We start from the raw sequence: 12,332 nt of genomic DNA, 5'->3' as shown, positions 1-12,332 counted from the left end.
TTCATCGTCGTGGGTCCGTTCCGTGAGCTGTCTTCTAAACGTCCTCGGCTACGTCTGCGATGACCGCCGAGCCGAATAAATCAGCGTTTCCCTAGTGGTTGCATTTGCTGTATTTGGCAATCTACCCCATGGCATGGCGAAAAATATTTATGCTTTCGGAAATTCGGAAATCGCGTCACCGACCAGCATTGCTGTCGGCGCCGCATTTTCCCGGCACATGTTCACACCCTACGATTTGTGCGGCAAAGTTGTTTGCGATATTACGCAAGTGATCCGCTACAACAAAGGGAGCTTTTCGGAAGGTGGCGGTTCTGGAGATGTGCTTGAAACCAACGTATCAGGCGTGTCGGTTTTGGTGAAACTAGACGGCCGAGTTGTTGGCGATGGATTTTCGGAGCGTTTCGCGACTAGCGGCGAATTTCAATTGATAAAAAATAATGCTCCTATTCCGATCGGGTGATTCGTCAGCGCTCATTTAATGCGTATTACATTCTGAGATATAAAGATGGGATCCTTGGCGGAAATTAATCTATCTATCTGGCCGGAAGCATCCACGCTATCGCCGGTTCGTGTAATGTTCCTGAACAGACAATTCAGATGTCTACGACCAATCTCGCACGATTCAACGGTATTGACTCAACATCAGGGGAAACTTCATTTGTGATACGCATCAACAATTGTCCGGCAGGTTTCAATCGGATTAGATATGAGTTGCATCCCGCCCAGAGACCTGTGTCGGGAATGCCGGGGACGTTGCAGCCTGCGCCTGGCGCGACCGCATCCGGAATCGGTGTAAAGGTGGCAGATGAAGGCGGGCGTGCCGTACCATTCGAGATTTCGCTTCCACTCACAGATTACGATCGCTCTACCGGTGGCAGCTATGCGATTCGGATGTCGGCATCCTACATTCAGACGGCGCCAATCATGCAACCGGGCCTTGTGAATGCAATGATGGTCGTCCTTCTCAATTATCTTTAATCATTCAGAGTACTCCAATAGAGGGACCCTGCCAGCGCATTTCGTCGTTACATGAGATCGAATGTGACAAACGGCAGGGCTGCTGCTTCGCGGTGGGCAGTACAATCATGTCCACCGCGATTGAAAACCAACACGCTGTCGCGCTCAAAGCGAGCAAGAAGACGAAGTCCACAACGCGATGGTGGGCTACAACCCGAGTCCCCACGGCCCATGCAAGTCGCCTGTCAGTGGACGCGTACCGAGATTCCGGGCGACGATGACTCATGGTCGTTCGCGGCGATCACCGATGACCCACCGCCGGACGTGGCGGCGGTCGGCCACGACAGATTTATCTGTCGCCATTAAAAATCTTCGAACGTGGACGCGTTGCTCGCACCGGATCCAAGCCGGCGCGCGCAGTTGCGCGAGATCCTGATCGACCGCGAGCGGCCGTACTACGAGCACCGGCTCCCAGCGTAAGCGCGGGGGTGGGCGGGGACGGATATCACCCCTGTCGACGTCACCATTGCGATCGGCAGAGATTGTGTGTCTGTCCCTGACACCGCAATCGCCATGTCGTTGAACCACTTGTAGAATCCAGGCGCCCATTGCCGTACCCGAGCGCAAGCGAGTGCGTGTTGCGGAAGTATTTTCGGCTCCCTACGCTCCGCTGGTTGATCGCGTCGGCACGCTGATCCATCTCCGACGCGAACTGACCACCGATCTCGCCCCGGATTCGCCGATGCGGCATGCGCCACGAGCGGATCCGCGCGCAGCGTTAGAATAGCGCCCCTTCTCACAGGAGACGAAAATGTCCTGGTTCGTTTACGAAGTGCCCGAATACCACGAAGACGCTGCGCGTATCGAGCCCTTGAGCGAGCTGCGCAGCCGTGTGCTGAAAGTCAACGGCCCGGCCATGGCCGACGAGCTGGAAAGCGTTCGGGAGAACGCCGCGGCGGCAGCGGACACGCCCGAGCGCCCGTTGCGTACGCCGGAAAATCCGCATGTTTTCCCGATTCCTTACGCCGATTCCATGATTCTGGTCGGCTTCATCTTCGATCTGAAGCGCGAATTCCGGCAACTGATCGTGTCGCCCGTGGAAATGCCCTGGCTGGAAGACGCGTAAAAGGCGGCCGGAACGGAAGTCAGCGTTCGAGCGATCGTGATAAGCAGGACGACATAACACTGACGGCAAACGGCGGTTTGAAAAAGCCCGCCGCGCGTGATGGTCGCGACACACCCGCGCCGTCTTCGCGTCGGACGCGCATCGTCGATCGGCCCGAGGAAGTCGCGGACGTCACACCGTCAGAAATTGCGCGCCAGGCCGACCATGAACATGTCCTGGTCCTTGTTGTTACCGGTTGCGACGCGATTGAAGCGCAAGCTCGCCGCCCAATCGTTCGTGACCTGATAGGTCACCAGCGCGCTGAGCAACGCATTGAGCCTCGTTTTGCGCGAGACCTCGTCCCGGTCATGCGACAGATACGGACCGACACCGGCCGAAAGCGTCCATTTGCTCTTGATCGGCGCGACGTACCAGAATTGCGCGGCCACGCCCCTTCGGCCCGCGACGCCATTGTTGCCTTCGTACACGAAGCTCGCCGAATAGGCCCACGCATTGCCGAACGGTCGTTTGACTTCGATCATGTAGCCCTTTTCGATCGGTACTTGGGGGCGGTTCGTCTGCGACGTCCCGGCCCAAACGCTCACCTGCGTCTTGCCGTCCGACAGCGCCGGGCCAGGATCACCGCCAAAATCCGAGCCGATGCCGAACAGCACCGCGTCGGAATTGAATCCGCTGAACATCTGGACGTGGTTGTACTGCAGCTTGAGGAAGAAGCGATTGGGCACGAGGTAATACCGCACCGCTGCCGACGCACGCACGCCCCAGCGCTTTTCATTGCGCGCCTGATTGTCGACATGCGTGGTGTCCATGCTGAAATACGGCCCGGCCGACAGTTCGAGCGCCACGCGACTGCCGACCGGCCAACGAAACGAGCCCAGCGCGGCGAAGCCGTCACGGTGGTGATCCAGCGGATGCCCCTCGTTCAGATACGCGAGGTAGACCGACAGGTAGTCGTTCAGGACGTCGCCGAAGCCGACTTCGTAGGCGCGCCAATGCATGTCGCCCCCCTCGGTCGCGCGTCCGTCGCCATACACCGCATAGGCGTTGATCGTTCTTTCCGATGGCTTGAAGTCGATCGGAAAGCTCGACGCACTGTCCTCGGCATGTGCGTTGCCCGGGCCAGCAAGCATGGCCAGACCGGCGATCGAACTCGTGAGGATGACGCGCGAATAGATGCGACGGTACGGTCCCATTTGCCCTCCCTCGCCTTGATAACCGCGACTTCCCGGACAAGCTGATGGCGATTATAGGAGGCCGCGAGGGATGGAGCCAGCCCGCGCTCTTCCGCTGCGGTACGCGTCACGGCGCGGCGATCAACGCCTGGACCAGATTGGCGGCCATCGGGCGCCCGAGGCCGGTTACGTAGTCGTATCCGGTTGTCGCAGTGCAAAGCGCGCCGCATGCGCCGTTCGAACCGCTGACGATGTCGCGGAAGTTCGCCGCGTAGGCGCTGGCGGCGAGCCCGTACAGCACGGTCTGGAGCGCGCTCACCGCATTCAGCGTCGTCTTGCCGTGCGCGATGCGCAAGCTGTTCGCGATCGCGATCAACGCGGACCATTGCGGTGCGCCCGCGCTCGTGCCGCCGACCACGAACCACCCGCCCTGCCCCGCATAGCCGTACGAATCGTAGACCGCGAAGCCGGATGCCGGATCGGCGTCATAGGCGACGTCGGGCAGCCCGCGCAAGCCGAGGCTATCCGACGGAATCCGGAAGTTCGACTGATACGTCGGCTCCGTCTCGACGGCGCTCTGTCCGCCGCCACTGCCGGCCCATGCCGTTTCGCCGGCATAGGCGCCGCTCGCATCGGTCGCGATCGACGTGCCGCCGACGCTCAGCACGTACGGCGACGCGGCCGGGTAGTCGATCCCGTTGCCGCCGTCGCCGGATGCTGCGACGAACGACACGCCGTTCGCGCTGGCGAACTGCCCGTCGAATTGCGTTTCGGCCAGGAACTCCCCGGTCCCCCAACTGATCGACACGACCTTCGCACCGACCCCGCCCGGGGCCGGACTCGTCGCGAGCGCGATCGCGCTCATCAGGTCATCGAGCGAGCTCGATGCGGCTTCGACCAGCACGATCCGCGCATTCGGTGCGATCGCGTGCGCCCACTGCACGTCGAGCGAACTCTCGAGCGCCCACAGTGCGTCGGGCGGCGGCGGACGCTTGTCGGCGGTCGCGTACACCTTCGTGAAGCAGCGCGGCGACGCGCACGGCGGCAGGCCGAACGTGCGGCTGAACGTTCGCAGATCCGCCTCGACGTTCGGGTTGTCGTACGCATCGACGATCGCGACGACCTGATCGTCGCCACCGTAGCCGCGCGCCGGCAATTGATCGAACCCGTAGAAACGGCGGATCTGCTGCGGTGACAGGCCGGCCGGATTCCGTTTCGCGGCGCCGTGCAGATGGAGCGGCGGCCGTGCAAACCCGCGCGGCGCGCGCGGTGAGGACTGGGCGAACGACACGCCGCACAAGAGCGCGATGCTCGCCGAAACGACCAGCATCCGCAGCGCACGCGCAAACGAAGCTCGCTTCATGATGTTCCCCGTTGATCAAGGCGCCGGCGCGCGTCAATGCGCCTTCGTGCTCGTGAACGACAGCGACTTGCCCGTGCCCGCGATGACCAGCCAGTTGACCGGATCGGTGCTCACGATCGTTGCGCTTCCGCTTTTCACGCTCGGCATCTGGTACGTGCTCTTCGGCAGCAGCCAGGTCATGTCCTGCAGGCTGCTCGGGTGCGTCGCGCTGATCGTCCAGCCGGTGCCGGTGTCGGTCGCCGTCCAGTTCACGAGCAGACGGCGCCGGTCGAACTGCGTGAGCTGATCCATCGTGAACCACTTGAACTGGCCGGTCTTCGCGAGCGACGCGGCACGGCTCAGGATTGTCGTGACGACGTTCGGATACCACGACGCGCCGAGTGGATGCATGTAGATCAGCCGGCTCGTGCGGTTCGCGACGACGAAATCCATCAGCGACAGATACCAGTTCTGCACGTCCGCGGTCGGTACCGCGAACTCCTGGAACTCCTCGAACGTCGCGTACTTGCCGAACGGCATCACCGGAAACGCCCAGATGCCGGGATTCAGCAGCGAACCGTTGCGATACGCACGCGTTTGCGCATTGCCGGTATGGCCGGTGAAGTAGTAGCCGGAGTAACCGTTCGATTCGAGCCAGTTCACCGCCCACGTCGGCGTATTGCCTTCCGGCGCCGCCCATTCGATGTCCGGCTTGCCCGTCACCGACTGCACCGCATTGCGGTTCAGCACCAGGTACTGCGTGAACGTGCTCGCGTTGGTTTCGCTGGCGTTCGCCCCCCAGTAGTCGTGCGCCCAGCCGCCGTGGCTGCCGACGTTGTGGCCGCGCTTGAGCAGGAACGCGACCAGTTGCTTCGCCTGCGTGTTGTTCGTCAGGTTGATGCCGAGACCATCGCCGATCGTCACGTCGTCAGGGCCGGCCGTCATCACGATCGAATACGGGCCGCTGTTCCAGATACCGTAATTCTTCAGATACTGCGCCGGCTGGATCTGGTCCTCCGCGCAGAAGTGCCAGTTCAGGACCATCCCGGCCTGGGCACGCGGCTGCAGCGACAGGCGCGGCATCGACAGGACGTTCGTCGTGAAGTAACGCAGGAAGCCGTGGATCGGCATGCTGTCGGTTTGTCCGTCGAGATACGCAAGTGGCAGGTTGACGAACATCACGCCGCCGTTTCCATACGCCTGATAGCCGGCGACGAGCCCGAAATTCGGCGACGTCAGCAGCGTCGTGCCGGTATACGTGCCTTGCGTGACGTAGCTCGGATAGGTGAGGAAACCGTAGACGTAGCCGGAGATTCCTTCGAGCACATCGGTCGTCGCGGCGGGCGACGTGCTCGCGAACGACGTCGCGCCACTCATCGACGTCGATGTCGACGTCGATGCCGACGACGGCCTCGTCGAGCTCGGCCAGTACGATCCGGAGCCGACCCTTGCGCCGGTCGACACGCGCCCGAGATTCAGCGGCACGCCGGTCATGCGTCCGTTCACCGTCTTGTACGTGAAGTACGCCTGATGGTTGTAACCGGCAAGCCCGCCGGGGTTCGACGTGCTCGGCTGCAGGTAGAGCGGCGGATTCGTCGTCGAGCCGGTCGACGTACTCGACAGTGTGGTGGCCGACGCGGTCGCGGCCGCCGTCGTGCCAGGCCATGTCATCGACTTTCCGGGCGGAATCTGCAGCGCGCGCAACGTGCTGCCCATCCCGGTCACGCTGCCGAGGCCGATCATGTTCCCGCCGAGCGTATCGTAGAGCACGTAGTTGACGCCGGCCATCGAGCTGAAGCGCGATTGCCCGGCCGGATAGAAGCCTGCCGCGTTCAGTACGCCGAAATCATAGACGAGCATCACGCGCCCGCCGTTCAACGCGTAGGTCTGGATGGCGCTCACGAGCGTATCGTCGGCGACCGTATGCACCTGGTCGGGCAGGATGAGGCCCTGGTACTGCTGCAGCGACGTGCCGCCCTGCTTGAATTGCGTGTCGCTGATCAGCGCGATCTGCAGCCCCTCTTCCGCCGCCGAATCGAGCCACGCGGACACCCGCGGGTCCGGCAGCGTGAAGTTGTCCGGCAGCAGCAACAGCAACTGGTTCGACAGCGCGCTCGCCCGCCCGGGTGCCAGCGTCATCAGGCAAACGGAGAAGACGATCAGCACGGCTCGTAGGGTCCGGATTGACTTGGCCAACATTTTTATCTCCCCGTAGAAGGTGGGACGACCGCCGATGCTCGACGCGTCACGGCCCGCGCGTCCCGCTCATCGTCAGCGGGCGGTCTGCGTCGGTCGGGTGGCGCCGTCGGCTGGCGGCGAAGCGCGAACGTGCCGTGTTGTCGGACACCCCGCGACGCATGCGCGTCGAATGGTCGGACGATCACGGGTGCTCGGCGGCTATCGTTCCCACTACGACCGGTGAAGCGAACAACGTGCCAGTCTCGCAACCGCGCCGTCGGGCCGGCCATGGGCAAGGTCGAGCATCCGGGACGCGAAAATCGAGCGCAAAACGTTGCAGCGTCGATACGGCGCATGTCGCGCGTAATGGAGCGAAGCCGACGGCCGCGGGCAAGATGGACGATGTGACGCTATTTGGCGCTGTGTCGGCCGGGGCTCGCGCTCGCTGCCGGCCGCGTCGGGCATCGGCAAGCGCGCCGGGCATCAACGGAAAATGATTCTGCCGTGCAACACCGGCGTGGCCCGCGCCTTGCTCGCCTGAACGGTGCGCAACATTCCAGGTTGCGATCAGGAGAGCGAGATGACACGTCAACAGCAACAGACAGGCAAGCAAACCGGCGACGCGAAGCCCGCGGAGAAGCCCGACGACGGGCAGCGGACCTTCGAAACCGATATTTCCGAAACCGGCGACGACGGCACCACGGTGCGCCAGGCGGAGGTTCACGAGGACGACCTGTCCGAGACGAAACCTCCGTCCGATCCGGCTCGCTGAGTGTCCGGAAGCGGCGCGGCCAGCGGGATTACCGCCGGCCGCGCGGCACACCGCGCCGCGCCATCGCTGCCGCGCGAACGACGCAATCCGCCGGCTACCGGCGGAATCATGCAAAATGCTCCGCATCTGAAATCCGAGTGGCGGAGCGTGACCCCGTGGGCATCAATTTCGATTTGACGGACTTGCAGGCGTTTCGCGCGGTCGTGGAAACGGGCAGTTTCCGAAAGGCCGCCGATGCGATCAGCCTGTCCCAGCCCGCATTGAGCCGCCGGATCGACAAGCTCGAGGACGCGCTCGGCGTGCGGCTCTTCGAGCGCACCACGCGCCGCGTGACCCTCACCACCGTCGGCCGCGTGTTCGCCCAGAGCGCCGAACAACTGCTCGACGATCTCGACGCCGCGCTGCTCGGCATCCGCGACGTGTCATCGAGCCGCCTCGGCCATGTGACGATCGCCTGCGTACCGTCGGTCGCCTACTACTTCCTGCCGCCCATCATCGCCCGCTATCATCAGCGTTTTCCGCGCATCCGCGTGAAACTGCTCGACGCCAGCGCGAACGAGGTGCTCGGCGCGGTGATCAGCGGCGAGGCGGATTTCGGCGTGAGCTTCATCGGCAGCCAGGAGGCGGAGATCGAGTTCAAGGTGTTGCTCCAGGAACGGTTCGTCGCCGCCTGCCGCCGCGACCATCCGCTCGCGCGCAAGAAACGCGTGACCTGGAACGAACTCTACGCGCACGATTACGTATCGGTGGACAAGACGTCCGGTAACCGCCTGCTGCTCGACCAGGCGCTGGCGGCCGTCGCGCCGCGCACGCCGAGCGTCTGCGAGACGCGCCACGTCACGACCCTGCTCGGGCTGATCGAGGCGGGGCTCGGCGTCGCCGCGGTGCCGTCGATGGCGATGCCGGGGCACGACCACCCTGTCATCACGAGCGTGCCGCTCGTCGAACCGGTCGTCAAACGGCGCGTGGGCATCGTCAAGCGGCGCGGGCGCGCGCTGACGCCCGCCGCCGAGGCGTTTCACCGGATGGTCGTCGACGCGAAGCGCGGCAGCACCGCCGACAGCGGTACATCGGCATGACGGCGCCGGAACGGAAACGAAGGACGACCGCATCGTGAGGCGGGCCCGGCTGCTCAAATCGCTGTACGTGCAGGTCCTGCTCGCGATGATGCTCGGCATGGGCATCGGCCACGTGTGGCCGGCGGCGGGCGCGATGCTCAAGCCGCTCAGCGACGCGTTCGTCGCGCTGGTGAAGATGACCATCGCGCCGATCGTCTTCTGCACGATCGTGTCGGGCATCACGTCGCTGTCGAACGGGCAGGCCATCGGCCGCACGATCGTGCGGGCGCTCGCGCTCTTCTATCTATTGACCGCCGCCGCGCTCGCGCTCGGGCTCGTCACCGCGTACGTGCTGCAACCGGGCGCCGGCATGCACATCGATGTCCATCACCTCGATGCGAGCCTCCTCGCCCCGTATGTGAAGCATGCGGCGCCGCACGGGCTCGTGGCGTTCGCGCTCGGCGTGATCCCGGACACGATGCTCGGCGCGTTCGCGAACGGCGAAGTGTTGCCGGTGTTGCTGCTGTCGCTGTTGTTCGGCTTCTCGCTGAACGCGCACCCGCGGGCCGGCCGGCCCGTCCTCGCGCTGATCGACGGCTTCGCCGAGGTCGTCTTTCGCGTGCTCGCGATGATCATGCGGCTCGCGCCGCTCGGCGCATTTGGTGCGATGGCCTTCACGGTGGGCCGCTTCGGCATCGGCTCGGTCGGCTCGCTGGCGAAGCTGATGATGGCCTTCTACGTGGCCTGCGTGCTGTTCGTCGCGGGCGTGCTCGCACCGCTCGCGCGACTGCACGGCTTCGCGCTGTGGCGGCTGTTGCGCTACCTGCGCGAAGAGTTGCTCATCGTCCTCGCGACCTCGTCCACGGAGCCGGTCCTGCCGCGCATGATCGTCAAGCTGGAAGCGCTCGGCTGCGACAAGGGCGTCGTCGGCCTCGTGCTGCCGGCCGGCTATTCGTTCAATCTGGACGGTACCGCGATCTACCTGACGCTCGCGGCGTTGTTCATCGCGCAGGCGTGCGACGTTCCCCTTTCCGCGTCGCAGATCGCGACGATGCTCGCGATCATGCTGCTCACGTCGAAGGGGGCGGCCGGCGTGTCCGGCAGCGGGCTCGTCGCGCTGGTCGCGACGCTCGCCGTGATGCCCGACCTCCCGGTCGCCGGCGTGGCGCTGCTGGTCGGGATCGACCGCTTCATGTCGGAGGCGCGCGCGCTGACCAGCGTGATCAGCAATGCGTGCGCGGTGATTTTCGTGTCGTCGTGGGAAGGGGCGTGCGATCGTGCGCGGCTTGTGCGGACGCTCGCGATGGCCGGGCCGGCCTCGCCGAACGGAGTCGATGAAGACGGTATCGCGGCTCATGCGGGCGGGGACGGGAAGGTACGCTGACCCAAGCCTTCCCGTCTCTCCGGCTCAATGAGCCGAAACCGAATCGAGCCCGGTCGATTTCACGTCGCCCTGCACGTCGGGCGATGCGAGATAGTCGAGCAACGCCTTCGCTTCCTGCGGATGCTGCGCGCCGACCGGGATGCCGGCGGCGAAGCGCGTGACGGATTGCAGCGATTCGGGAATCTTGCCGACGAAGGTCGCCCCCTTGACGGGCAGCAGCTCGCTGACCTGCTGGAAGCCGATTTCGTAGTCGCCGTTCGCGACCACCGACGCCACCGGAATCCGCGGGATCATCTTCGCCTTCGACTTCACCTGCTCGTCGATGCCGAGCTTCTTGAACAGTTCGCGCTCGATATACACGCCGCTCGCGCTGTCCGAATAGGCGATCGACTTCGCGTGCAGCAGCACCTGCTTGAGGCCTTCGGCCGTGCTGATGTCGGGTTTGGCCGCGCCGTCGCGCACGACCATGCCGATGCGCGAGTCGGCCAGATCGACGCGGGACCCCGGGATCACCTTGCCCTGCTTGATCAGATCGTCCAGCGCGTAGCCGACCATGATGACGGCGTCGGCGGGCTCGCCGCGCGCGAGCCGGTTCGGAATCGCTTCGGGCGACTTGCCCATCGACGGACCCAGCGCGGTGTCGAGCGTATTGCCGGTCGTCGACGCGAACCGGGGGCCGAGCACCTTGTAGGCGGCGGTGAAGCCGCCCGAGCTCATCACGTGCAGCTCGGCGGCCTGGACGTTGGCCGCCACCGCCGCGGTGGCGACGAGCGCGGTCGCGCAGCATTTCAGGAGCAGATTTCTCATGGTTGGTCGTGGTCGTACGAATGCGTGGGTGGGATGAACGTTCCGGCCGGGCCGGACATCAATGCGCCGGCGTCAACGTCGCGGCGTGCCGGCGATAGAGCGCGAACGTCGCCAGCAGCGCGCACACCGCGGCGAAGCTCATCCAGTAGCCCGGTGCGGCCTTGTCGCCGGTCATGTGAATGAGCCCGGTCGAGATGGCCGGCGTGAAGCCCCCGAACACGGCCGTCGCGAGGCTGTAGGCGAGCGAGAAGCCCGCGACCCGCACCTGCACCGGCATCACCTCCGTGAGCGCGACGACCATCGCACCGTTGTAGATGCCGTACATGAACGAGAGCCAGAGCAGCACGATCAGCATGTGGGCGAACGACGGCGCGTGCGCAAGGAACGACAGCGCCGGGTAGGCGGTCAAGACGGTGAGCATCGTCATGCCGACCAGCAGCGGCCGGCGGCCGATCCGGTCGGACAGCGCGCCGCCGATCGGCAGCCACACGAAGTTCGACACGCCGACGCAGAGCGTCACGAGCAGGCTGTCGGCGGTGCTCAGGTGCAGCACCGTCTTGCCGAAGGTCGGCGCGTAGACGGTGATCAGATAGAAGCTCGTGGTGGTCATCGCGACCAGCATCATGCCGGCGACCACGACGCCCCAGTTCTGGACCAGCGTACCGAACACTTCCTTCATGCCCGGACGATGCTTGCGTGCCTTGAATTCCTGGGTTTCCTCCAGGTTGCGGCGCAGCATGAAGATGAACGGCACGATCATGCAGCCGACGAAGAACGGCACGCGCCATCCCCAGGCGGCGATCTGCGATGCGCTCAGCCACTGATTGAGCGCGAAACCGAGGGCCGCCGCGATGACGATCGCCACCTGCTGGCTCGCCGATTGCCAGCTCGTGAAGAAGCCCTTGCGGCCGGGCGTCGCCAGCTCGGCCAGATAGACCGAGACGCCGCCCAGTTCGGCGCCTGCGGAGAAGCCCTGCAGCAGCCGGCCGATCAGCACGAGCACGGGCGCCAGCAGCCCGATCGTCGCGTAGCCCGGCACGAACGCGATCAGGATGGTGCCGCTCGCCATGATGGACAGCGTGACGATCAGGCCCTTGCGGCGGCCGACCTCGTCGATGTACGCGCCGAGCACGATCGCACCCAGCGGCCGCATCAGGAAGCCGGCGCCGAACACGGCGAAGGTCATCATCAACGACGCGAACTCGCTTTGCGCGGGGAAGAAGACGTTGGCGATCTGCGTGGCGTAGAAGCCGAACAGGAAGAAGTCGAACTGCTCGAGAAAATTGCCGGCCGTGACGCGAAAGATCGCGGCGGCCTTCGAGCGTTCGGCCGGAAGGCTGGACGAGGGATGCATCGAGGGTGTCTCCTGAAAATCCTGGAATACGCGGGAGGGACTGGTCTGATTGTCGTTTTCCGGCATGTTGGCGCGGTATCGCTCAAACGATAAGTGCGATTTTTGGAACGATTGATGCAGTGTCGTTATCAATTGGCAGACGCTGCGCAGGTCCGGATGGCGATCGGGCATCTCGCTGCGAG

11 protein-coding genes are annotated in these 12,332 nt (G+C 64.3%); 6 read left to right on the top strand and 5 right to left on the bottom strand.

Annotation, left to right across the window (positions count from 1 at the left end; translation table 11 throughout):
- The first annotated feature begins 94 nt into the window (after window positions 1–94).
- The 3 genes from DFS13_RS40940 to DFS13_RS29380 all read left to right on the top strand — a co-directional run bounded on the left by DFS13_RS40940 (window position 95) and on the right by DFS13_RS29380 (window position 2,083).
- Window positions 95–460: a hypothetical protein gene (locus DFS13_RS40940; protein WP_241308643.1), complete on the top strand. Its 366-nt coding sequence runs from the start codon at window positions 95–97 to the stop codon at window positions 458–460.
- A 137-nt stretch (window positions 461–597) separates the two neighbouring features.
- Window positions 598–978 carry a fimbrial protein gene (locus tag DFS13_RS40935; protein WP_241308644.1) on the top strand — a complete coding sequence of 127 codons (381 nt, stop codon included), beginning with the start codon at window positions 598–600 and terminating at the stop codon, window positions 976–978.
- A 790-nt stretch (window positions 979–1,768) separates the two neighbouring features.
- Window positions 1,769–2,083 (top strand): helicase, encoded by a 315-nt coding sequence (locus tag DFS13_RS29380; RefSeq protein WP_111442445.1) that lies wholly within the window; start codon window positions 1,769–1,771, stop codon window positions 2,081–2,083.
- A 179-nt stretch (window positions 2,084–2,262) separates the two neighbouring features.
- Here the strand turns inward: DFS13_RS29380 and DFS13_RS29375 are convergent, their stop codons facing one another.
- The 3 genes from DFS13_RS29375 to DFS13_RS29365 form a co-directional block, all read right to left on the bottom strand.
- Entirely contained in the window at window positions 2,263–3,276 is a 1,014-nt protein-coding gene (locus DFS13_RS29375; RefSeq protein ID WP_006498175.1) for a hypothetical protein, read from the bottom strand.
- 106 nt (window positions 3,277–3,382) lie between these two features.
- Window positions 3,383–4,618: a S53 family peptidase gene (locus DFS13_RS29370; protein WP_006498174.1), complete on the bottom strand. Its 1,236-nt coding sequence runs from the start codon at window positions 4,616–4,618 to the stop codon at window positions 3,383–3,385.
- Between the two features lie 33 nt (window positions 4,619–4,651).
- On the bottom strand, window positions 4,652–6,796 hold the full coding sequence (locus DFS13_RS29365; protein WP_111442444.1) for a polysaccharide deacetylase family protein: 2,145 nt from the start codon (window positions 6,794–6,796) through the stop codon (window positions 4,652–4,654).
- A gap of 559 nt (window positions 6,797–7,355) precedes the next feature.
- Here DFS13_RS29365 and DFS13_RS29360 point away from each other — a divergent pair.
- From DFS13_RS29360 to dctA, 3 genes are all read left to right on the top strand, one after another.
- Complete coding sequence (locus DFS13_RS29360) at window positions 7,356–7,547, top strand: hypothetical protein (protein ID WP_059722993.1); 192 nt, start codon at window positions 7,356–7,358, stop codon at window positions 7,545–7,547.
- 155 nt (window positions 7,548–7,702) lie between these two features.
- Window positions 7,703–8,626 carry a LysR family transcriptional regulator gene (locus DFS13_RS29355; RefSeq protein WP_006481880.1) on the top strand — a complete coding sequence of 308 codons (924 nt, stop codon included), beginning with the start codon at window positions 7,703–7,705 and terminating at the stop codon, window positions 8,624–8,626.
- Window positions 8,627–8,660: 34 nt separating this feature from the next.
- Window positions 8,661–9,989, top strand: coding sequence for a C4-dicarboxylate transporter DctA (dctA, locus tag DFS13_RS29350; protein WP_111442443.1), 1,329 nt, complete (start codon window positions 8,661–8,663; stop codon window positions 9,987–9,989).
- A 24-nt stretch (window positions 9,990–10,013) separates the two neighbouring features.
- Here the strand turns inward: dctA and DFS13_RS29345 are convergent, their stop codons facing one another.
- Window positions 10,014–10,796: a substrate-binding domain-containing protein gene (locus DFS13_RS29345; protein ID WP_006481888.1), complete on the bottom strand. Its 783-nt coding sequence runs from the start codon at window positions 10,794–10,796 to the stop codon at window positions 10,014–10,016.
- Window positions 10,797–10,854: 58 nt separating this feature from the next.
- A complete protein-coding gene (locus DFS13_RS29340; RefSeq protein WP_111442442.1) occupies window positions 10,855–12,150 on the bottom strand; it encodes an MFS transporter in 1,296 nt (431 codons plus the stop codon).
- Window positions 12,151–12,332 lie beyond the last annotated feature (182 nt).

The sequence above is a fragment of the Burkholderia sp. 28_3 genome (assembly GCF_003253915.1).
GTDB classification, from domain to species: domain Bacteria; phylum Pseudomonadota; class Gammaproteobacteria; order Burkholderiales; family Burkholderiaceae; genus Burkholderia; species Burkholderia cenocepacia.
This window is presented reverse-complemented; position numbering and strand designations above follow the sequence as displayed.

Coding starts and splice junctions, on each gene's coding strand:
- DFS13_RS40935 (WP_241308644.1), top strand. CDS start 598: ATGTCTACGACCAATCTCGCACGATTCAACGGTATTGACTCAACATCA.
- DFS13_RS29360 (WP_059722993.1), top strand. CDS start 7,356: ATGACACGTCAACAGCAACAGACAGGCAAGCAAACCGGCGACGCGAAG.
- DFS13_RS29375 (WP_006498175.1), bottom strand. CDS start 3,276: ATGGGACCGTACCGTCGCATCTATTCGCGCGTCATCCTCACGAGTTCG.
- DFS13_RS29380 (WP_111442445.1), top strand. CDS start 1,769: ATGTCCTGGTTCGTTTACGAAGTGCCCGAATACCACGAAGACGCTGCG.
- DFS13_RS29345 (WP_006481888.1), bottom strand. CDS start 10,796: ATGAGAAATCTGCTCCTGAAATGCTGCGCGACCGCGCTCGTCGCCACC.
- DFS13_RS29340 (WP_111442442.1), bottom strand. CDS start 12,150: ATGCATCCCTCGTCCAGCCTTCCGGCCGAACGCTCGAAGGCCGCCGCG.
- DFS13_RS29365 (WP_111442444.1), bottom strand. CDS start 6,796: ATGTTGGCCAAGTCAATCCGGACCCTACGAGCCGTGCTGATCGTCTTC.
- DFS13_RS29370 (WP_006498174.1), bottom strand. CDS start 4,618: ATGAAGCGAGCTTCGTTTGCGCGTGCGCTGCGGATGCTGGTCGTTTCG.